The 19607-nt window shown below is 73.2% G+C and carries 17 protein-coding genes and 1 pseudogene; 9 read left to right on the top strand and 9 right to left on the bottom strand.

The annotated features are described in order from the left end of the window. Positions 1 to 77: 77 nt before the first annotated feature. Positions 78 to 1211, top strand: a complete 1134-nt coding sequence (locus RIM90_RS22210; protein ID WP_309062505.1) for a methyltransferase — start codon at positions 78 to 80, stop codon at positions 1209 to 1211. Positions 1212 to 1217: 6 nt separating this feature from the next. On the opposite strand, the gene RIM90_RS22205 is transcribed toward RIM90_RS22210, so the two are convergent. Both RIM90_RS22205 and RIM90_RS22200 read right to left on the bottom strand, forming a co-directional pair. Beyond that, a complete protein-coding gene (locus RIM90_RS22205) occupies positions 1218 to 2084 on the bottom strand; it encodes a class II fructose-bisphosphate aldolase (protein ID WP_309062503.1) in 867 nt (288 codons plus the stop codon). 21 nt (positions 2085 to 2105) lie between these two features. Then, positions 2106 to 2987, bottom strand: coding sequence for a sugar isomerase (locus RIM90_RS22200; RefSeq protein ID WP_309062502.1), 882 nt, complete (start codon positions 2985 to 2987; stop codon positions 2106 to 2108). Between the two features lie 133 nt (positions 2988 to 3120). Here RIM90_RS22200 and RIM90_RS22195 point away from each other — a divergent pair, with 133 nt between their 5' ends. Beyond that, entirely contained in the window at positions 3121 to 3900 is a 780-nt protein-coding gene (locus RIM90_RS22195) for a DeoR/GlpR family DNA-binding transcription regulator (RefSeq protein WP_309062501.1), read from the top strand. Between the two features lie 92 nt (positions 3901 to 3992). Beyond that, the gene (locus RIM90_RS22190; protein WP_309062500.1) at positions 3993 to 5828 is read left to right on the top strand and encodes a glycoside hydrolase family 15 protein; all 1836 of its coding nucleotides are present in this window, start codon (positions 3993 to 3995) and stop codon (positions 5826 to 5828) included. Between the two features lie 3 nt (positions 5829 to 5831). Here the strand turns inward: RIM90_RS22190 and RIM90_RS22185 are convergent, their stop codons facing one another. Next, on the bottom strand, positions 5832 to 6800 hold the full coding sequence (locus tag RIM90_RS22185; RefSeq protein ID WP_309062499.1) for a hypothetical protein: 969 nt from the start codon (positions 6798 to 6800) through the stop codon (positions 5832 to 5834). 602 nt (positions 6801 to 7402) lie between these two features. On the opposite strand from RIM90_RS22185, the gene RIM90_RS22180 reads away from it, so the two are divergent. After that, the gene (locus tag RIM90_RS22180; protein WP_309062498.1) at positions 7403 to 8074 is read left to right on the top strand and encodes a phosphatase PAP2 family protein; all 672 of its coding nucleotides are present in this window, start codon (positions 7403 to 7405) and stop codon (positions 8072 to 8074) included. A gap of 173 nt (positions 8075 to 8247) precedes the next feature. On the opposite strand, the gene RIM90_RS22175 is transcribed toward RIM90_RS22180, so the two are convergent. From RIM90_RS22175 to RIM90_RS22160, 4 genes are all read right to left on the bottom strand, one after another. Continuing rightward, positions 8248 to 9003, bottom strand: coding sequence for a cupin (locus tag RIM90_RS22175; protein ID WP_309062497.1), 756 nt, complete (start codon positions 9001 to 9003; stop codon positions 8248 to 8250). Further along, on the bottom strand, positions 8997 to 9923 hold the full coding sequence (locus RIM90_RS22170) for a PmoA family protein (protein WP_309062496.1): 927 nt from the start codon (positions 9921 to 9923) through the stop codon (positions 8997 to 8999). The genes RIM90_RS22175 and RIM90_RS22170 overlap by 7 nt, the downstream gene beginning before the upstream one ends. Then, positions 9920 to 11047, bottom strand: coding sequence for a Gfo/Idh/MocA family oxidoreductase (locus RIM90_RS22165; protein WP_309062495.1), 1128 nt, complete (start codon positions 11045 to 11047; stop codon positions 9920 to 9922). Before RIM90_RS22165 ends, RIM90_RS22170 begins: the two co-directional genes overlap by 4 nt. A 123-nt stretch (positions 11048 to 11170) precedes the next feature. Next, positions 11171 to 11938, bottom strand: coding sequence for a response regulator (locus RIM90_RS22160; protein WP_309062494.1), 768 nt, complete (start codon positions 11936 to 11938; stop codon positions 11171 to 11173). Positions 11939 to 12260: 322 nt separating this feature from the next. Between RIM90_RS22160 and RIM90_RS22155 the strand changes: the two genes are divergently transcribed. From RIM90_RS22155 to RIM90_RS22135, 5 genes are all read left to right on the top strand, one after another. Continuing rightward, positions 12261 to 13244 (top strand): tripartite tricarboxylate transporter substrate binding protein, encoded by a 984-nt coding sequence (locus RIM90_RS22155; RefSeq protein WP_309062504.1) that lies wholly within the window; start codon positions 12261 to 12263, stop codon positions 13242 to 13244. After that, positions 13241 to 13780, top strand: a complete 540-nt coding sequence (locus RIM90_RS22150) for a tripartite tricarboxylate transporter TctB family protein (RefSeq protein ID WP_309062493.1) — start codon at positions 13241 to 13243, stop codon at positions 13778 to 13780. The genes RIM90_RS22155 and RIM90_RS22150 overlap by 4 nt, the downstream gene beginning before the upstream one ends. Before the next feature lies 1 nt (position 13781). Further along, positions 13782 to 15275, top strand: a complete 1494-nt coding sequence (locus RIM90_RS22145; protein ID WP_309062492.1) for a tripartite tricarboxylate transporter permease — start codon at positions 13782 to 13784, stop codon at positions 15273 to 15275. A 172-nt stretch (positions 15276 to 15447) separates the two neighbouring features. Continuing rightward, the gene (locus tag RIM90_RS22140) at positions 15448 to 16533 is read left to right on the top strand and encodes a GDSL-type esterase/lipase family protein (protein WP_309062491.1); all 1086 of its coding nucleotides are present in this window, start codon (positions 15448 to 15450) and stop codon (positions 16531 to 16533) included. 50 nt (positions 16534 to 16583) lie between these two features. Then, positions 16584 to 18221 carry a cellulase family glycosylhydrolase gene (locus RIM90_RS22135; RefSeq protein WP_309062490.1) on the top strand — a complete coding sequence of 546 codons (1638 nt, stop codon included), beginning with the start codon at positions 16584 to 16586 and terminating at the stop codon, positions 18219 to 18221. A 70-nt stretch (positions 18222 to 18291) separates the two neighbouring features. Here RIM90_RS22135 and RIM90_RS22130 read toward each other — a convergent pair whose 3' ends face one another. Next, on the bottom strand, positions 18292 to 18930 hold the full coding sequence (locus RIM90_RS22130) for a class F sortase (protein WP_309062489.1): 639 nt from the start codon (positions 18928 to 18930) through the stop codon (positions 18292 to 18294). A gap of 203 nt (positions 18931 to 19133) precedes the next feature. Beyond that, a pseudogene (locus tag RIM90_RS22125) lies at positions 19134 to 19607 on the bottom strand (DNA primase); the annotation flags it as partial.

The following is a 19607-nucleotide window of genomic DNA, read 5'->3' as shown; positions in this document are numbered from 1 at the left end:
CGGCGTCCATGCCTCCATCCTGCCCGACACGTCCTGAGCTGCGGCTCGGCTAGCCTGGTCGCACGATGAACGACCGTATGACGACTCCGTGGGGCGAGCCGGTGCTGGCCCGCTTCCCCGAGGACCCGCGTGACCGGCTGCGTGCCTGGGACGCCTCCGACGCGTATCTCCTGAGGCATCTCGCCGAGCGGCAGGTCCCGCTGTCCGGCACGGTCGTGGTCGTCGGTGACCGCTGGGGCGCGCTGGTCACGGCGCTCGCGGCGCACCGGCCGACGCAGATCACCGACTCGTGGCTCGGGCAGGAGGCGACCCGCGCGAACCTGGCCCGCAACGGCGTCGGGCCGGGCACGGTCCGGCTGCTCACCACGCAGGATCCCCCGCCGGGCCGGATCGACGTGCTGCTCGTCCGCGTGCCGAAGAGCCTGGCGCTGCTGGAGGACCAGCTGCTGCGGCTGGCGCCCGCGGTGCACGAGGGCACGGTCGTCGTCGGTACCGGCATGGTGAAGGAGATCCACACCTCGACGCTGAACCTCTTCGAGCGGATCCTCGGCCCGACCCGCACCTCGCTCGCCGAGCGGAAGGCCCGGCTCATCTTCTGCACGCCGGATCCCGCGCTGGAGCGTCCCGCCAATCCGTGGCCGCACCGCTACACCCTGCCCGACGGCATCGGCCCGGTCTCCGGCCGGACCGTCGTCAACCACGCGGGCGTCTTCTGCGCCGACCGCCTCGACATCGGCACCCGGTTCTTCCTGCGGCACCTGCCGGCCGGCCGGAGCGGCGACCGGGTGGTGGACCTGGGCTGCGGCAACGGCGTCGTCGGTACGGCGGCGGCGCTGGCCGATCCGCGGGCCGAGGTGCTGTTCGTGGACGAGTCCTTCCAGGCGGTGGCGTCCGCTCAGGCCACGTACCGGGCGAACGACGTCCCCGGACACGCCGAGTTCCGGGTCGGCGACGGGCTGACGGGCGTACCGGCCGGCAGCGTCGACCTCGTGCTCAACAACCCGCCCTTCCACTCCCACCAGGCGACCACCGACACCACGGCCTGGCGCATGTTCACCGGCGCCCGGCGCACCCTGCGCCGGGGCGGCGAGCTGTGGGTGGTCGGCAACCGGCACCTGGGGTACCACGTGAAGCTGCGGCGGCTGTTCGGGAACAGCGAAGTGGTGGCGTCCGATCCGAAGTTCGTCGTCCTGAGGGCAGTGAAGCGCTAGAGCCGCTCAGGGCGTCGCGGGGACCGGGCCGAGTGTCTCGATGATCTTCGCCACCGTCCGGGTCATCGCCTCCCGGCCCACCGTCAGGTAGCCGCGGGGGTCGACCGCCTCGGGGTGGGCGGCGAGGAATTCCCTGATCGCGCCGGTCATGGCGATGTTCAGGGCCGTGCCGACGTTGACCTTGGTGATGCCGCCCGTGACCGCCGCGGTGAGTTCCCCGTCGGGCAGGCCCGAGGAGCCGTGGAGGACGAGGGGGACGTCGAGGGCGGCGCTCAGGCGTTTGAGGAGGGCGTGGTCGAGGGTGGCCGTGCGAGTGGTCATGGCGTGGGTGGTGCCGACGGCGACGGCCAGCGCGTCCACGCCGGAGTCGGCGACGAAGGCGCGGGCCTGGCCGGGGTCGGTGCGGGCGCCGGGGGCGTGGGCGTCCAGCGGGGGGTTTCCGTCCTTGCCGCCGATCTGCCCCAGCTCCGCCTCGATCCAGAGGCCGTGGGCGTGGGCCCAGTCGGCGGCGGCCCGGGTCGCGGCGAGGTTCTCGGTGTAGGGCAGCCGGGCCGCGTCGTACATCACGGAGCCGAAGCCGGCGTCCGGCGCCTGGCGCAGCAGGGCGTCGCTCTGGACGTGGTCGAGGTGCAGGGCGACGGGGACGGCGGCGCGTTCGGCGGCGGCGACGGCGGCGCGGGCGAGCGGCAGCAGGCGGCCGTGGCGGAACTTGACGGCGTTCTCGCTGACCTGGAGCACGACGGGGGCGTGCACCGATTCCGCGCCGGCGATGACGGCCTCGACGTGTTCGAGGGTGATGACGTTGAACGAGGCGATCGCCGAGCGGTTCGCGGTGGCGCGGGTGACGAGTTCGCCGGTGGTGGTGAGGGGCACGGCCCGTCCTTTCCGACGGTGTCAGGGCGCGAGGACGACCGAGCGGGTGAGGTGGCGGGGGCGGTCGGGGTCGAGGCCGCGGGCCGCGGCGACGGCGACCGCGAGGCGCTGGGCCCGGACGAGTTCGGCGAGCGGGTCGAGGGTGCCCTCGATCCACAGTGCGCCGGTGTCCCGGACCTGTTCGGCCAGGCCCTCGGGGGCCGTCCCGAACATCCAGGTGACCGTGGTCCGTGTGGTGATGCTGATGGGGCCGTGCCGGTACTCCATCGCCGGGTATGCCTCCGTCCACGCCAGGGCGGCCTCGCGCATCTTCAGCCCGGCCTCGTTGGCCAGGCCGACGGTCCATCCGCGGCCGAGGAAGGTGAACTGGGTGCGGTCCACGAGCCCTTCGGGCAGGGGTGTGCCGAGGGCCGTCCGGGCGTCCTCGACGACCGCTTCGGTGTGCAGGCCCAGGTGGGCGCGGAGCAGGGTGAGGGCGGTGGTCGCGAACCGGGTCTGGACGACGGAGCGTTCGTCCGCGTAGTCGAGCACGACCGGCTCGTCGGCCAGTGACATCACGGGGGTGGCCGGGTCGGCGGTGACCGCGGTGGTGCGGGTGCCGCCCTTCAGCCTCCCGAGCAGGTCCAGGACCTCGGTGGTGGTGCCGGAGCGGGTCAGGGCGACGACCCGGTCGTAGGCGCGCCCGTACGGGAACTCCGAGGCGGCGAAGGCGTCGGTCTCGCCCTGGCCCGCCGCCTCGCGCAGGGCCGCGACCGCCTGGGCCATGAAGTACGAGGTGCCGCAGCCGACGACCGCGACCCGCTCGCCGGGCGCGGGCAGCACCGGGGCGTGCTCGGCGGCCTGCTCCGCGGCGCGGCTCCAGCACTCGGGCTGGCTGTTCAGTTCGTCCTCGACATGGGTCATGTCGCACCCCGACTCGCTCGATGATTGTTATTGCAAGATAGAGCGATGTTTCGCGCAGAATCAAGCATTCAGCTGAAGAGTGGGTGCGTTAGGGTCGCCCAAGGACGAGGAACGGCCGGGAACGGGAGGGCGGATGTCGCGGGACGCCCGCTGGAAGGCGCTGCTGGAGCTGCTCGTCGAGCGCGGCCGGCTGGACGTCGAGGAGGTGGCCGCCGAGCTGTCGGTGTCGGCGGCGACGATCCGGCGCGACTTCGACCAGCTCGCCGAACAGCAGATGCTGGTGCGCACCCGGGGCGGCGCGGTCGTGCACGGGGTGTCCTACGAGCTGCCGCTGCGCTACAAGACCGCGCGTCGCGCCCCGGAGAAGCAGCGCATCGCGAAGGCGGTGGCGGATCTCGTCGCGCCGGGCGAGGCGGTCGGGCTGACCGGTGGTACGACCACCACGGAGGTGGCGCGGGCGCTGGCCGTGCGCGGTGATCTCGGCTCCGGTTCGCCCGCGCTGACCGTGGTGACGAACGCGCTCAACATCGCCAACGAGCTCGCGGTGCGACCGCAGTTCAAGATCGTGGTGACCGGCGGGGTGGCGCGGGCCCAGTCGTACGAGCTCATCGGGCCGCTCGCGGGCGGGGTGCTGGACCAGATCACCCTCGATGTGGCGGTGCTCGGCGTCGTCGCCTTCGACGTCGCGCACGGTGCCGCGGCCCATGACGAGGCGGAGGCCGCGGTCAACCGGCTGCTGTGCGAGCGGGCCGAGCGGGTGGTCGTGGCCGCCGACTCCAGCAAACTGGGCCGGCGGGCGTTCGCCCGGATCTGCGCGGCCGAGTCGGTGGGCACGCTGGTGACGGACTCGGCGGCGGGTCCCGAGACGGTGCGCCGGTTCGAGGAGGCGGGGATGCGGGTCGTCGTGGTCTGATCCGCCGGGCCGCCTCCCGCGACCGGCAGGGCAAAGCAGGAGGTGCCTAAGCTGGCAGGTGGGGTGACGCGTGCCGGGCCGAGGAGGCTGCGATGGACGGTACGGCCAGGGAGCGGGGCACGTCCGGGGAGCGACGGTACGTGCCGATCGCCGACCACGGGCTGATCGGCGATCTGCGCAGCGTGGCCCTGGTGGGGACCGACGGCACCATCGACTGGTACTGCTGCCCGGCCTTCGACGCGCCGAGCGTCTTCGCGGCGATCCTCGACGCCGAGCGCGGCGGCTGCTTCGAGCTGGCGGCGGTCGGACCGGCGCGCACCAAGCAGTTCTACTTCCCCGACACCAACGTCCTGATCACCCGGTTCTTCACCGAGGACGGCGTCGGCGAGGTACAGGACTTCATGCCCGTCGTCGGGGAGAAGGCCGCGGAGGGCCGGCACCGGCTGATCCGGCGGGTGCTGTGCGTGCGCGGCTCCGTCCTGTTCCGGACGCGGGTGGCGCCGCGGTTCCACTACGGCACCCGGCCGCACACCGTGCGGGTGACCGGTGACATGGCGGTCTTCGGCTCCGAGGAACTGGCCCTGGCCCTCACCGCGACCGTCCCCTTGGAGGGCGACGGCCCGGACGTGCGGGCCTGCTTCAAGCTGGCCGAGGGGGAGACGGCGGTGTTCGCGCTGGACCGGGTCGGCGGTGACGTGGCTCCCAGCCGGTGCGCGCGCGAGGAGGCGGAGGAGCAGTTCGGCGCGACGGTGCGGTACTGGAGGCGCTGGCTGTCCTCCTCGCGCTACCGGGGCCGCTGGCGGGAGATGGTGCACCGCTCCGCCCTCACCCTGAAGCTGCTCACCTACGCGCCGACCGGGGCGATCGTGGCGGCGCCGACGACCAGCCTGCCCGAGGAGCTCGGCGGGGAGCGCAACTGGGACTACCGGTACGTGTGGGTGCGCGACGCGGCGTTCTGCGTGTACGCGCTGCTGCGGCTGGGCTTCACCGAGGAGGCCGAGGCGTTCATGGGGTTCGTCTCCCGGCACATCAGCCCCGGTGACGGCGGCCCGTCCGGCCCGCTGCAGATCATGTACGGCATCGACGGCCGCACCGACCTGCCCGAGCGTGAACTCGGTCATCTGGAGGGCCATCAGGGCTCGGCGCCGGTACGGGTCGGCAACGCCGCGGCCGACCAGCTGCAACTCGACATCTACGGGGCGCTGATCGACTCCATCTACCTGTACGACAAGTGGGCCGAGCCCGTCTCCAGCGAACAGTGGGACCACGTGTGCGCGCTGGTGGACTGGGTCTGCGCGCACTGGGACCAGCCCGACGAGGGCATCTGGGAGACCCGCGGCGGGCGCAGGAACTTCCTGTACTCGCGGCTGATGTGCTGGGTGGCGCTCGAGCGGGCCGTCCGCATGGCCAACCGGCGCGGTCTGCCCGCCGACCTCCCCCGCTGGCTGGCGAGCCGCGACACCGTCTACCGGCGGATCATGAGCCGCGGCTGGTCCGAGAAGCGCGGGGCGTTCGTGCAGCACGAGGACGGGGACGTCCTGGACGCGGCGGTGCTGATGATGCCGCTGTCGAAGTTCATCGCGCCCACCGACCCGAAGTGGCTGTCCACGCTCGACTCCCTCACCGAGGACCTGGTGTCGGACTCGCTGGTCTACCGCTACGACCCCCGGGTGAGCCCCGACGGAGTGCTCGGCGGCGAGGGCACGTTCTCCATCTGCTCGTTCTGGTACGTCGAGGCGCTGACCCGGGCCGGGCGGCTCGACGAGGCGCGCCTGGCCTTCGAGAAGATGCTCACCTACGCCAACCACCTCGGCCTGTACGCCGAGGAGATCAGCCACCGCGGGGAGCAACAGGGCAACTTCCCGCAGGCGTTCACGCACCTCGCGCTGATCAGCGCCGCCTTCAATCTGGACCGGGCCCTGGGCTGAGGCTCAGTGGCCGTGGCCGTCGTCGGAGTGCTCCGGCGTGCCGGTCTCCGGCGCCGGGGTGTCCGTGGCCGCCCCGGCCCGGACGGTGAACGCCGCGGTGCGGACGACACCGTCGTGCTTGAAGTCCAGGAACAGCCGGTAACTGCCGCTGCTCGGTGCCGTGGCCGTGAAGGAGACGTCCGGGCCGGGCTCGGTGGAGCCGTCGCCGGGTTCGCCGCCCGGGTGGACGTGCAGGTAGGCGAGGTCTCCGGAGCGCAGGGCGACCAGGTGGCCGTAGGCGCCGAGGTAGGGCTGGAGGTCGGTGACCGGCTTGCCGTCGCGGGAGACGGTCAGGCGCAGTTCGCTCGCCGTGCCCGGGCGCAGTGATCCGGTCAGCTTCACCTCGTAGCCGTCGACGCGGGCGGTGCCGGCGGGCTTCGGCAGGTCCTGCGGCCGGTAGGGGCCGGAGGCGGCGAGGTCCGCGCCGAGGGTGAGGTTCCGCGCGCCCTTCTTCGCCGGGGTGAAGTCGGCGAAGACCCGGTAGCCGCCGGCCCGGGGCAGTTCGACGGGGGCGGTCCAGGTGCCGTCGGTGGCGCGGGTCGGGTGCAGGTGGCGGTAGGTGAGCAGATCGCGTGAGGCCACGATGAGGTGGAGTTCCTTGTCGTGCTCGCGGCGGTACTCGGTGACGGGCCGGCCCTTGTCGTCCCGGACGGTGAAGCGCAGGTCGGTGCGGTCTCCGGCGGTGACGTGCGGGGTCTTCAGATCGAGGGTGTAGCCGTTCTCGGAGATCTGGAGCCCGCCGGCGGGGACGGTCTCGTGCCCGGCGTGGCCGCCGGCCTCCTCGGCCGCCGGCGACGGCGGGGTGTGCCGCTCGTCGTGCGCGGGCGCACGGTCCGCGACGACCGGGTCGAGGCCCTGGCCGACGCCGTAGGCCGTGCCGAAGGTGGCGGCCAGGGCGGCGGCGAACGCGGTGATCTTCAGTCCGGTGTTCATGACCGTCTCTCCTCGGGGAACAGGGCCTCCGGCTCACATGGGCCGGTTCCATGCAGCTCACCATACCCCCTAGGGGTATTAAGTCAAGCCGTCAGGACACCTGCGCCCCATACGGGCCGGGGGTATGCACGGAAGGCGGGGGGGATACCCCTCCCCGTGTGCGCCCTCGTCACCACGCCACCGGTGACCGGGCCCAAGGAGGCGGTGGCCCGGTGCGTCGCGGTCGCCGGGAGCGGCGCCGGGTCGAAGGACGCAGCGGCGCTCGCCCCGGAGCGACCGGGACCGGCCCCCGGGCACCGGCACGGCGACCGGGACCGGCGATTCGAACCTCGTCCGGGGCGACCCGCGGTCTCGGCACCGTCCGGTCCCGCCCGTTCCGGACCTTCGCCCACGACGTCACCGCGTTGCCGGCAACTCCCTGCGCCCGCGCACCTTCCGGGCCGTCCGATCCACGAGAGGGACGGCGGGTGCGGGGCGGGCGGCGCCCTCGCGTGGAGCGTGCGTACCGTGGGCACCTGGTGTTTCCCGCCCCACGGCGCGGGAACGCCAGGCGCGGGCCCCTGTCCGGGCCCTGCCCACGATGCCACCGCGGGAGAGACGAGATGAGCGAGCCGACCAGCACCGACCAGGACGTCACCCGTCCGCTCACGGCGCCCGTACCGCCCGCCGACGGACTGCGCAGAGTCGCCTCGGCCGTGCTCAGCGACCTCAGAGCCATGGACGGCGCCCTGTACGCGGCGGTGGCCGCCACGCCCACGCCGACCCTCGACCGGGCACTGCGCCGGCTCTCCCACGCGGCCGACCACTCCAAGATCTCGTTCGCCATCGCCGGGGCCCTCGCCCTGGGCGGACCGCGGCCGCGCCGGGCGGCGCTCGCCGGTGTCGGGGCCGTCGCCGTGGCCTCGGCGTCGGCCAACCTGCTGGGCAAGCGCCTGGTCCGCCGGGCCCGGCCGGACCGGGAGGCGGCCCGGGTGACCGTGGACCGGCACGTGCCGATGCCGACGTCGGCGTCCTTCCCGTCGGGGCACACCGCCTCGGCGGTCGCGTTCGCCACCGCCGTCGGGACGGTGCTGCCCGCCGCGTCGGTACCGCTCGGGGCACTGGCGGGCGCGGTCGGCTACTCCCGCATCCACACGGGCGTGCACTACCCCGGTGATGTGGCCGCCGGTGCGGTCCTGGGCATCGCCAGCGCCGCCACCGCCCTCGCCGTGGCGGCGGCCCGCCTTCCGGCCTCGTACGGGTCCGGCCGGGCGCTGTGGACCCGGCGGCGGTGACCGGAGGCCGTCACCACCGGCTTCCACCGGGCCTCCTGACGCGGCACCTCGACCGGCGGCCGTGACGGGGACGGCCACGACCGTGGCGGGCGGTCGTGCCCCGCACCCGTGCCCCGCGGCCGTCACGGGCGGCTGCGACGGGCGGGCGCCGAATCCCGCACGGCGGCCGGGCGTCACTCTCCGCCGTACGGCACCGTGACTCCCGGCAGCGCGTACTCGTCCCGCCATCCGCACATGCCGAAACCGCCGAGGCGGCTGGGTTCCGCCCGGTACGCCGTCGCCCCGCCGAGGTGGGCGGGATCGCCGTCGGCCAGCGCGTCCAGCTGGGCGCCCGTGCGCTCGGCCGCGGCCAGCGCGCCGGCCCGCCACAGCTCCCGCCACACCGGCACCCGGTCGCGCACCAGCCGCGCGGCGGCGCGCTGGAACTCCCGGTACGGGCCGGTGTCCCCGGCGACGAGCGCCTCGCGCAGGCCGAGGCAGCCCTCGACGGCGAGGTCCCGGCGGCGCCGCGCGGCCGCCGCCGTCTCCGGTCCGGTGCCGGGCGGGAGCCTCGCGGCGGCGGCGTAGCGGTCCGGGTCGGCCAGCACCTCGGGCGGGAAGGTGAAGACGGCGTCCCCGGCCTCGGGCAGGCCGCTGTTCTGCATCAGCACGGTGATCCGCAGACCGTCGCCCTGCACCATCCGGTGCACCGTGCCGGGCGTGAACCAGGCGACCGTGCCCGGCCGCAGCGGGATGTCCCGGTAGCCGTCGGGGCTCAGCGTCTGCACGGCGCCGCGGCCGCCGGTGACGACGTACGCCTCCGTGCACACCAGATGGAGGTGCGGGCTGCCGCCGCACAGTCCGTCGGCGGCCTCCCAGTCGTAGGGGCTCAGGTGCGACAGCCCGACCGCGCCGGGCAGCGGGGCGTCGAACGCGGGCCCGCTCACCACGGCACGCCCTCCAGATACGCGCCCACCCGGTCCCGGTCCCAGGCGCCGTCCGCCACGATGATCCGGTAGCGGTAGGCGAAGGACTCGCCCGGCGGCAGCGCGAACTCCTCGAAGAACGCCCAGGAGAACGCGACCGTCGGGATCGGCTCCGCGCGGACGAACCAGTGCGACGCGTGGATGGCGCTGCGCTCGTCGAGGTTCTCCGGCGCGTGCGCGAAGACGAGCGTGGAGTGGCCGTCGTACTCGTCGTGCTCGGCGGTGAAGGCGAGCCACGGGCTCTGCGTGCCCATGAGGTGCGCGGCGTCCGCGTCGGAGTCCGGGGCGAGGACCGTGCCGCCGGTGAAGTCGCGCGGACCGCGCCACTGGAGCCCGGTGTAGCCGGCCATCTCCCGGCCGGCGGTGGTCGGGGAACCGAACTCCAGCGGTGCGTCACGGAGGTTGGTGAGCCGGATCGACCAGTCCAGCACCCAGGCGCCGGCCTCCTCGTCGACCGAGTGGACGCTCAGGCCCCGCTCCTCCCGGGCCCATTCGGCGCCGCCGTTCTCCACCCAGGTCAGGTCCTCGGTGCAGTCGAAGCGGTCGTCCCCGGCCCGGAACGCGGAGAAGCCGTCGTGCCGCATCGAACCGACGCGTTCGGGCAGCGGAAGGTAACCCCGTCCGTGCACGTAGGAGTTGCCGCCCCAGAAGTTCTGCCCGGACAGGTGACTGGCCGTCATCTGCAGTCCCTTGTGCCAGCGGTGGTCGTTCGGGCGGTACCCGGTCACCGTGCGGCCGGCCAGGGTGCGCACCGGATGGGCGTACGGCTTGCGGGACTCGAACGGTTCGGGGTCGGGGCGGTAGACGTAGCGCAGGATCTCCGTGCCGCTCGCGGCCGTGACCGTGACCGCCTCGCCGTGGGTGTGGGTGACGCGGATGCTCACGCCTGCTCCTCCGCCCGCTCCTCGGGGGCCCAGTCGGGGTGGCCGCCGTGCATGGCCTCGTAAAAGGGGTCGCCGGGGACGATCTCACCGGCCCGCACCGGCCGGCCGGTGAACGCCGCCTTGTACAGGGCGGCGGCGAACTCCAGGGTGCCGCGGGCCTGTTGCCCGCTGCCCGGGGGTCTCGCACCGGCGTCGTAGGCGTCGAGGAGAGTGCCCAGCTGGGCCGTGTGCGAGCTGGGGACGTCGTGCGCCGGGGTGCGCCAGGCGGCGGCGCGCTCGGCGGGGACGTGCCGGGCCGGGGTGTAGGACCAGTCGTCGTTGCCGTGTCCGTAGAGGTGGGTGAGCTCGACCGTCGCGTCGGCGCAGTCGACGCGGATGCGGCTCACCTCGTCCGGCGAGAGCACGCTGTTGACGACCGTCGCCAGCGCGCCGTTGCAGAAGCGCACCAGGGCGGTGGAGACGTCCTCGCTCTCGGTGTCGTGGACCAGGCGTGCCGCCATCGCCCGCACCTCGTCCCACTCGCCGAGCAGGTGCAGCAGCAGGTCGTACTGGTGGATGCCGTGCCCCATCGTCGGCCCGCCGCCCTCGGTGGCCCACCGTCCGCGCCAGGGCGCGGCGTAGTAGGCGGCGTCCCGGTGCCAGGTGGTCTGGCAGTGCGCGACCAGCGGGGCGCCCAGCTCGCCGCTCGCGATCAGCTCGCGGGCGTGCACGGCGCCGGAGCCGTAGCGGTGCTGGAAGACCACGGACGCGTACGCCCCCGACGCCTCCTCGGCGGCCGCGATCTCGTCGTACTCGGCGAGCGACAGACACAGCGGCTTCTCGCACAGCACCCAGGCACCCGCCTTGAGCGCGGCCACCGTCTGCTCCCGGTGCAGCGACGGCGGCGTCCCGATCAGCACCAGGTCCGGGCGTACGGCGTCCAGCATCGCGCTCACCGAGGTGAACCCGGCGACGTGCTCTCCCGCCGCGGCGCGGAAGGCGTCGAGGCGCCCTTGGTCCACGTCGACGGCGGCCACCAGTTCGGTGCGGTCGGCGTGGGCGCGCAGCGCGGGCAGATGGCCGCCGCTGACGATGGCGCCGGTGCCGATGACGGCAACGCGACGGCGGACGGGGGACAAGGACATGCGGCGCTCCCGGGACGATCGGCGGACACGCTTAGAAAGCGCTTTCTCCAGCCGTCGACCCTAGGCCCGGACGGGGGGACGGGACAACCCCGCGCACCGCGTCGAGAACGCGCGCCCCGACGTCTACGCCCGTGCCCCGCCGCCCGAGCGCAGCCCGTCGGACCGCCCGCCGCCCTGTCCGAGGAACCGGTACCGGCGCTCCGGCCGTCCCGCCGCTCCGTACCTCAGCGACACCTCCGCACAGCCGGCGGTGTGGAAGTACTCCAGATAACGGCGGGCGCTGACCCGGGAGACCCCGGTCAGCCGGGCGCACTCGGTGGCCGACAGGGTGCCCTCGGCCTCGCGCAGGGTGCGCTCGATCAGTTCGGCGGTCTCCGCGCTCATGCCCTTGGGCAGCACGGGGGACACGAAAGCCGCCGTCCCGGCCAGGACGCGGTCCACGTCCGCCTGGCCGCGGACGACCGTCTCGAGCAGCCGGCCCCGCTGGACGGCGTAGCGCTCCAGGCGGCCCCGCAGGTCCTCGAACTCGAACGGCTTGAGCAGGTAGTCGACGACCCCGTGCCGGACCGCGCCGCGCACCGCGTCCGCCTCCCGGGCGGCGCTGATGACCATCACGTCGCAGTCGTGCCCCGCGGTGCGCAGCCGGGGGATGACGTCGAGGCCGAAGACGTCCGGCAGGTACAGGTCGAGCAGGACCAGATCGGGGCGGAACTCGTCCACGGCGGCCAGGGCCTGCTCGCCGGTGCCGGCCACGCCGACGACCCGGAACGGTCCGAGGCGTTCGACGTAGGCGCGGTGCACCCGGGCCACCCTGAAGTCGTCGTCGACCACGAGCACGTCGATCGTGTCGGCGGTCGTGGGCGTGGGGTCCTCGCCCCGCCTGCTGGTCATCGGCCTTGCTCCTTCCGCCACCGCGTCGATGAGGTGGCCGGCGGTCGTTCGGTGACCGTCGCCTCCGGTCGGCGCGACGGTGTGCGGCGCGGGTGCCGGAGCCGCCCATCATGGCGCCCACCTGCGGCCGGGGAAAGAGACGTGCGCCACGAGCGGTCCGACGAGGGCGCCCGCGATGGGCCGCCGACCGCAATGACCACAACCTCCGTTGGTTGCGCAAGCGGGACAGCCCGGCCGCGCCCGGGCACCATGTGGCCCGCGTCACCCTCCCCCACAGGGCTGCGCGTGATTCCCGGACGACGACCGACAGGTGGTGGCATTCGTGCGCCTGCGCACTCCCCTCGCCCTGCTCTCAGCCGCCGTGCTCGTGCTCGTGGGCCCGCCGCTGCTCACGGCCGGCAGCGGCACCGACACCGGCACCCGGATCCCGGGCCTGCGCTTCATGGTTCCCAACACGCCCGGCGGCGGTTACGACATCACGGCCCGCACGGCCGCGAAGAACGCCGAGGAGGCCGGCCTCACCCACAACATCGAGGTGTTCAACCTGCCCGGTGCCGGCGGCACCGTGGGACTGAGCCGGCTGGTGAGCGAGCACGGCAACGGCAAGCTCGCCATGTCGATGGGCCTCGGCGTGGTCGGCGCCGTGCGCTCCAACGACGCGCCCAGGACCCTCGCGGACACCACCCCGATCGCCCGGCTCACCGAGGAGCAGGACGTCATCGTGGTCGGGAAGGACTCCCCGTACAGGACGATCGACGACCTGATCGGCGCCTGGCGGGAGAACCCCGGCAAGCTCCCGGTGGGCGGCGGCTCCTCCCCCGGCGGGCCCGACCACCTCGCGCCGATGCTGATGGCACGGGCCGCCGGGATCCCCCCGAAGCAGGTCAACTACATCCCGTTCGACGGCGGCGGCGAACTGCTCGCCTCGATCCTCGGCGACAAGGTCGCCTTCGGCGTCTCCGGCGTCGGCGAGTACCTCGACCAGATCGAGGCGGGTGAGCTGCGTCTGCTCGCGGTCACCGGCCCGAAGCGCGTCCCCGGGCTCGACGCGCCCACACTCGAGGAGGCGGGTTACGACGTGAGTTTCACCAACTGGCGCGGCATCGTCGCCCCGCCCGGCCTGACCGACACCGAGCGCCGCAAGCTCGTGCGCCTGGTGGAGGAGTTGCACGACTCGGACGAGTGGCGGGAGTCGTTGCGGCGCAACGGCTGGGACGACGCCTTCCTGACCGGCGAGGAGTTCGGTGCGTTCCTGGACGCCGAGGACGAGCGCGTGGTCTCGGTGCTGAAGGAGCTGGGGCTGTGACGACACCGACCACCGACCCGTCCCCCGAGCCCGCCGCCGAACGGCGCTCCTGGCTCCGCGACCACTCCGAACTCGGCGTGTGCGTCCTGCTGCTGGCACTGGGCGTGCTCGTCCTGGCCGACGCCCTCACCATGGACGTCGACCTCACCCAGCGCGGGCCCGTGGGGCCCCGGACCGTGCCGGTCGTCGTCGGCGCGGGGCTGCTGGTCGTCGCCGCCCTGCTCGCGGTCGACGTGCTGCGCGGCGGCCGGGGGCAGGCCGAGACCGGCGAGGACGTCGACCTGTCCGAACCCGCCGACTGGCGCACGGTACTGCTGCTGGCCGGGGTGTTCCTCGGCGCGGCCGTCCTCATCGACCCGTTCGGCTTCCCCGTCGCGGGCGCGCTGCTCTTCTGGGGCGCGGCCTTCGCGCTGGGCAGCCGCCGTTTCGACCGCGATCCGCTCATCGCGGCGGTGGTCTCCCTCGTCACCTACGCCGTGTTCGACAACCTGCTCGGAGTGCCGCTGCCCGGTGGTCCGCTGATGGGAGTGCTGTGACATGAACGCCCTCACCTCCCTTCTGGACGGCTTCGGTACGGCTCTCACGCCGCTCAACCTGCTGTGGGCGGCCGTGGGCGTGCTGCTCGGCACGGCGATCGGCGTCCTGCCCGGCATCGGCCCGGCGATGGCGGTGGCGCTGCTGCTGCCGGTGACGTACGGGCTCGACCCGACCGGCGCGTTCATCATGTTCGCGGGGATCTACTACGGCGCGATGTTCGGCGGTTCGACCACCTCCATCCTGCTGAACACGCCCGGTGAGAGCGCGGCCGTGGTCGCGGCCATGGAGGGCAACCCCATGGCCAAGTCGGGGCGCGGCGCGCAGGCGCTGGCGGCCGCCGCCATCGGGCACTTCGCGGGCGGCATGGTCGGCACCGTGCTGCTGGTCGCGCTGGCGCCGACGGTGGCCGAACTCGCGGTGGACATCGGCGCCCCGGACTACTTCGCCCTCATGGTGCTGGCGTTCATCGCCGTGACGTCGGTGCTCGGTTCGTCCCGGATCCGGGGCCTGGCCTCGCTGCTGATCGGCCTGACGATCGGTCTGGTGGGCCTGGACCGGATGACCGGCCAGCAGCGGCTGACCTTCGGCTCCCTGCAGCTCGCCGACGGCATCGACGTGGTGATCGTCGCGGTGGGCCTGTTCGCCATCGGCGAGGCGCTGTGGGTCGCCGCCCATCTGCGGCGCAGGCCGCCGGAGCCGATTCCGGTGGGCCGGCCGTGGCTGGGCCGCGCCGATGTGCGGCGCACCTGGAAGTCCTGGGCGCGCGGCCCGTTCATCGGCTTCCCGTTCGGCGCGATCCCGGCGGGCGGCGCGGAGATCCCGACCTTCCTGTCGTACGTCACGGAGAAGCGGCTGTCGAAGCACAAGGACGAGTGGGGCAAGGGGGCCATCGAGGGGGTCGCCGGTCCGGAGTCGGCCGCGTCGGCCTCGGCGGCGGGCACGCTGGTGTCCATGCTGACCCTGGGGCTGCCGACCACGGCGGTCGCGGCGGTGATGCTGGCCGCGTTCCAGCAGTACGGCATCCAGCCCGGCCCGCTGCTCTTCGAACGCGAACCGGACCTGGTGTGGGGCCTGATCGCCTCGCTGTTCGTCGGCATGGTGCTGCTGCTCGCCCTCAACCTGCCGCTCGCACCGGTGTGGGCGAAACTGCTGCGCGTCCCGCGGCCCTACCTGTACGCCGGGATCCTGTTCTTCGCGGCGGTCGGCGCGTACGCGGTCGGCGGCGAGGTGATCGACCTGGTGATCCTGCTGCTCATCGGCCTGGTCGGCTTCGGCATGCGGCGCTACGGGCTGCCGGTGCTGCCCGCCGTCATCGGCGTCATCCTCGGCCCGGCGGCCGAACAGCAGCTCCGCCGTGCCCTGCAGATCAGCGACGGCAGCGTCACGGGCCTGGTCGACACCCCGTTCTCGGTGACCGTGTACGCGGTCGTCGTGCTGCTGCTGGCCTGGCCGCTGGTGCGCAGGGCGCTGCCCCGCGGGCGCTCCGGGAGCTGACCGCTCCGCGCGGTTCCCCCGTCGGGGCGCGGCACGCCGAGGCCGTGCCCCGACGGGGGACGGGGACCGCCCCGGGAGCAGAGACCTCGTCCAACCCCTTGACGCGTTAATGACAACGATGGCTTGATGTCCCCATGGGAGCGCTCCCACCTCATCCAGGGAAGGGAACACCATGCGCGGCATCCGCCTCTTGCGCTTACGCACGCTCACGGTTCGCGGCCTGCTGGCCGCCCTGCTCCTGCTGCCCCTCGGCGCGGCCCTCGCGCCGGGCGCGGCAGCCGCGCCGAGGGCCACCCCGGTGCGCATCATGCCGCTGGGCGACTCGATCACCGGTTCACCGGGGTGCTGGCGAGCGGTGCTGTGGAACCGGTTGCTGGACGCCGGCCACACGGACATCGACTTCGTCGGCACCCTGCGCGAACAGGGCTGCGCCCTGGCGCACGACGGCGACAACGAGGGCCACGGCGGCGAACTGGTCACCCACGTGGCGGACCGGGACCTGCTTCCCGGGCGGCTGGCGGCGACGCGCCCCGACATCGTTGTCATGCACTTCGGCACGAACGACGTCTGGAGCAGCGTCTCCCCCGACCGCATCCTCGCCGCCTACACCGAGCTCGTGACGCAGATGCGGGCGTCCAACCCGGACATGCGCGTTCTCGTCGCCCAGCTCATCCCCATGAACCCCACCGGGTGCGCCGCCTGTGCCCAGCGCGTCGCCGACTTCAACGCCCGGATCCCCGCGTGGGCCGAGGCGACGAGCACCAGCCGCTCCCCCGTGACCGTGGTCGACCAGTGGACGGGTTTCGACACGGCCACCGACACCTACGACGGCGTGCACCCCAACGCCGCCGGCGACGAGAAGATCGCCGCCCGCTGGTTCCCCGCCCTGTCGGCTCTCCTGGAGGAAGGCGTCCCCGGCGGCGGTGACCCGGGCGACGGCGATCCCGTCTGCACCGCGTCCTTCCGGACCGTCGCCGGCTGGCAGGGCGGCTACCAGGCCGAGGTGACGGTGCGCAACACCTCCGCAGCGCCCGTGTCGGGCTGGAGGGTGAGGGTCGTACCGGCGGACGGTGCCCGCGTCACCCAGGTCTGGAACGGCACCCTCACCACGGCCGCCGACGGCACGGCCGAGGTCGCCCACGCGGGCTGGAACGGCGCCCTCGCCCCCGGCGCGAGCACCTCCTTCGGCCTCATCGCCACGGCCCCGGCGACGTCCACCGCCCCCGCGGCGGCCGTCGACTGCACGGCCACCCCCTGACGCACGACACGCACCGACACCACCCCGCTCACCGCATCCTTGGAGCCGCCATGAGACCCCCCGTCCGCACCGCCCCACGAGCGGCCGGCCTCGTCGCCGCCCTCCTGGGGCTCCTCCTCCCGCTCCTCGCCCTCGGCACGCCGGCCCACGCGGCGCCCACCGGCTTCCGCGTCGAGAACGGACGGCTGCTGGAGGCGTCCGGGAACGACTTCGTGATGCGCGGTGTCAACCACGCGCACACCTGGTACACCGACCGGATCAGCTCGCTGGCGCACATCAAGTCCAAGGGCGCCAACACCGTGCGCGTCGTCCTCTCCAGCGGCGACCGCTGGACCCGCAACGACACGGCCGACGTGGCGAACGTCGTCGCACAGTGCAAGCGGAACCGGCTGATCTGCGTCCTGGAGGTGCACGACACCACCGGCTACGGCGAGCAGAGCGGAGCGGTCACCCTCTCCCGCGCCGCCGACTACTGGATCAGCGTGCAGAGCGCCCTGGCCGGCCAGGAGGACTACGTCATCGTCAACATCGGCAACGAGCCCCACGGCAACATCGGCTACGCGAACTGGACGGCCGACACCAAGGCGGCCATCCAGAAGCTGCGCGCCGCCGGGTTCGACCACACGCTGATGGTCGACGCCCCCAACTGGGGCCAGGACTGGGCGTTCACCATGCGCGACAACGCCGCCTCGGTCTTCGCCGCCGATCCGGACGCCAACACCGTCTTCTCCATCCACATGTACGGCGTCTTCGACACCGCCGCCGAGATCAGCGACTACCTGGGCCGCTTCGTGGCCGCGAAACTCCCCATCGTGGTGGGCGAGTTCGGCCACGACCACTCCGACGGCAACCCCGACGAGGACACCATCCTGGCCGTCACCCAGCAGCTCGGCCTCGGCTACCTCGGCTGGTCCTGGAGCGGCAACGGCGGTGGGGTCGAGTACCTGGACATGGTCACGAACTTCGACCCCGACCGGCTGACCGCCTGGGGGCAGCGTCTGTTCAACGGCGCCAACGGCATCGCCGCCACCGCCGAGGAGGCCGAGATCTACTCCTCCGGCTCCGGCGGCGACACCACGGCCCCGACCGCTCCCGGCACCCCGGCCGCCTCGGCGGTGACCTCCTCGTCGGCCACCCTCACCTGGGGCGCCGCCACCGACGCGAACGGTGTCACGGGCTATGACGTCGTGCGCATCAGCGGCGGCGAGGAGACCGTCGTCACCACGGCGACCGGCACCTCCGCCACCGTCACCGGCCTCGCCCCGGCCACGTCCTACACCTTCGCCGTCTACGCCCGGGACGCCGCCGGCAACCGCTCACAGCGCTCCGCCACGGTGACCGTCACCACGTCCTCCGGCGGAACGACCGGATCCTGCGAGGTCGGTTACCGGGTGACGGGCGAGTGGCCCGGCGGCTTCCAGGGTGAGGTCACCGTCCGCAACACCAGCGGCTCGGCGGTGAACGGCTGGACGCTGCGCTGGACCTTCCCCGGCGACCAGCGGATCACCAACCTGTGGGGCGGCACCCCGGCGCAGAGCGGCTCCGAGGTCAGCGTGACCGCCGCCTCGTACACCGCAACGATCCCCGCGTCCGGCTCCGTCACCCTCGGCTTCACGGCCTCGCGGTCCGGCGCCAACCCCAGCCCCACGGCGTTCAGCCTCAACGGTGCCACCTGTTCCGTGGCCTGACGAACGCGCTGCCCGGAAGGTGCCGTTCTCCCCTTCCGGGCAGCCGCCCATCCGTCGTCCGCCGTCCGTCTCAGACCAGACGGGCGAAGACCACCAGGTTCTCGGTGTAGTCCTTGGCGGCACGGTCGTAGTCCCCCGCGCAGGTGATCAGCCGGACCTCGGCCCTGGGGGTGTCGGCGTACACACGCTCGTCGGGGAAGTCGTCCTTGTCGAACGACTCGGTGTCGTGCACCTCGAACGTCGCCTTGCTCCCGTCGGCCCGCACCACCCGGAACCGGTCCCCCTCCTCCAGCTCGCTGAGCCGGGCGAACACGGCCGGGGACGTCGCCGTGTCCACGTGCCCGGCGATGATCGACGTACCGGCCTCTCCCGGAGTGGCGCCCTTGGCGAACCAGCCGACCAGGTTGGTGTTGTGCGGCGGCGGGGCCTCGAGCTGCCCATTCTTGTCGATGGCGAGATCGACGAAGGGCGCGTCGACGTCGATCTCGGGGATGAGCAGCCGGGTCGGCTCGGACCGCGGCAGGTACTTGCCGGACGACTCGCCCGCGGCCGGCTCGCTCTCGGCCGGCTCGCTCGCGGCCCGGTCGGGGGCGGTGGAGACCGCGGGGGGAGCGTGCGGCACACGGGCGTCGTCGGGAGGGTCTTCCCCGCCGCCGAAGAGCGTCATGGCCAGCACGAGGCCGGCCCCGCTCCAGAAGACCGCCGTCATGGCGGCGCGCAGCCTCCGCCTCGTCGGCGTCGGTTCGGTTCCGCCCGGCTCGGTTTCGCGGGGGGAAGGGGGACTGGCTGCCATCGGGGGAACCACCTCACTCGGGCACGGCAGCGGACACGACGGGCTCAGGGAGCGAGCGGGGCCGCCATGACGCGCGACGCGCGTAAGGCGGCCCCGGCCGCTATGACGCCGGACATGGCTCAGGCCACGTTTCCGGTGGCCTTCTTGCGCCGCAGCGCGTACGCACCGGCACCGAGGGCCGCCAGCGCGGCCAGGCCGCCCGCGGTGACACCTGGCTCGGCGAGCGCACCGCCACCGGCGTGCACGCCACCGCGCGGCTTGTCGTACTTACCGTGCTCGTCGTGCTTGCCGCTCCAGGACTCCTCGCCGTGCGAGTCTTCCTTGTCCTTGTAGGACTCGGAGTCGTACTTCGAGTCCTTGCCGTTGCTCCAGTCCTCTTCGTTCACGGTGGCCAGGGCGCCGCCGCCCGTGCGCATCCCGCCGTGCGGCTTGTCGTACTTGCCCTTCTCCTCGTCCTTCTTCTCGTACCCGTTGTCCTTGTTGTAGTCCTCGTCCTTGTTGTACTCGCTGTCCTTGTTGTAGTCCTCGTCCTTGTTGTAGTCCTCGTCCTTGTTGTAGTCCTCGTCCTTGTTGTAGTCCTCGTCCTTGTTGTA

Source organism: Streptomyces sp., from assembly GCF_031181555.1.
Taxonomy (GTDB): Bacteria; Actinomycetota; Actinomycetes; order Streptomycetales; family Streptomycetaceae; genus Streptomyces; species Streptomyces fimbriatus.
Note: the sequence above shows the minus strand (reverse complement) of the source record. Positions and strands in the feature narration are given on the sequence as shown.

Coding starts and splice junctions, on each gene's coding strand:
- RIM90_RS22210 (WP_309062505.1), top strand. CDS start 78: ATGACGACTCCGTGGGGCGAGCCGGTGCTGGCCCGCTTCCCCGAGGAC.
- RIM90_RS22195 (WP_309062501.1), top strand. CDS start 3,121: ATGTCGCGGGACGCCCGCTGGAAGGCGCTGCTGGAGCTGCTCGTCGAG.
- RIM90_RS22200 (WP_309062502.1), bottom strand. CDS start 2,987: ATGACCCATGTCGAGGACGAACTGAACAGCCAGCCCGAGTGCTGGAGC.
- RIM90_RS22145 (WP_309062492.1), top strand. CDS start 13,782: ATGAACGCCCTCACCTCCCTTCTGGACGGCTTCGGTACGGCTCTCACG.
- RIM90_RS22135 (WP_309062490.1), top strand. CDS start 16,584: ATGAGACCCCCCGTCCGCACCGCCCCACGAGCGGCCGGCCTCGTCGCC.
- RIM90_RS22180 (WP_309062498.1), top strand. CDS start 7,403: ATGAGCGAGCCGACCAGCACCGACCAGGACGTCACCCGTCCGCTCACG.
- RIM90_RS22160 (WP_309062494.1), bottom strand. CDS start 11,938: ATGACCAGCAGGCGGGGCGAGGACCCCACGCCCACGACCGCCGACACG.
- RIM90_RS22140 (WP_309062491.1), top strand. CDS start 15,448: ATGCGCGGCATCCGCCTCTTGCGCTTACGCACGCTCACGGTTCGCGGC.
- RIM90_RS22130 (WP_309062489.1), bottom strand. CDS start 18,930: ATGACGGCGGTCTTCTGGAGCGGGGCCGGCCTCGTGCTGGCCATGACG.
- RIM90_RS22185 (WP_309062499.1), bottom strand. CDS start 6,800: ATGAACACCGGACTGAAGATCACCGCGTTCGCCGCCGCCCTGGCCGCC.
- RIM90_RS22165 (WP_309062495.1), bottom strand. CDS start 11,047: ATGTCCTTGTCCCCCGTCCGCCGTCGCGTTGCCGTCATCGGCACCGGC.
- RIM90_RS22190 (WP_309062500.1), top strand. CDS start 3,993: ATGGACGGTACGGCCAGGGAGCGGGGCACGTCCGGGGAGCGACGGTAC.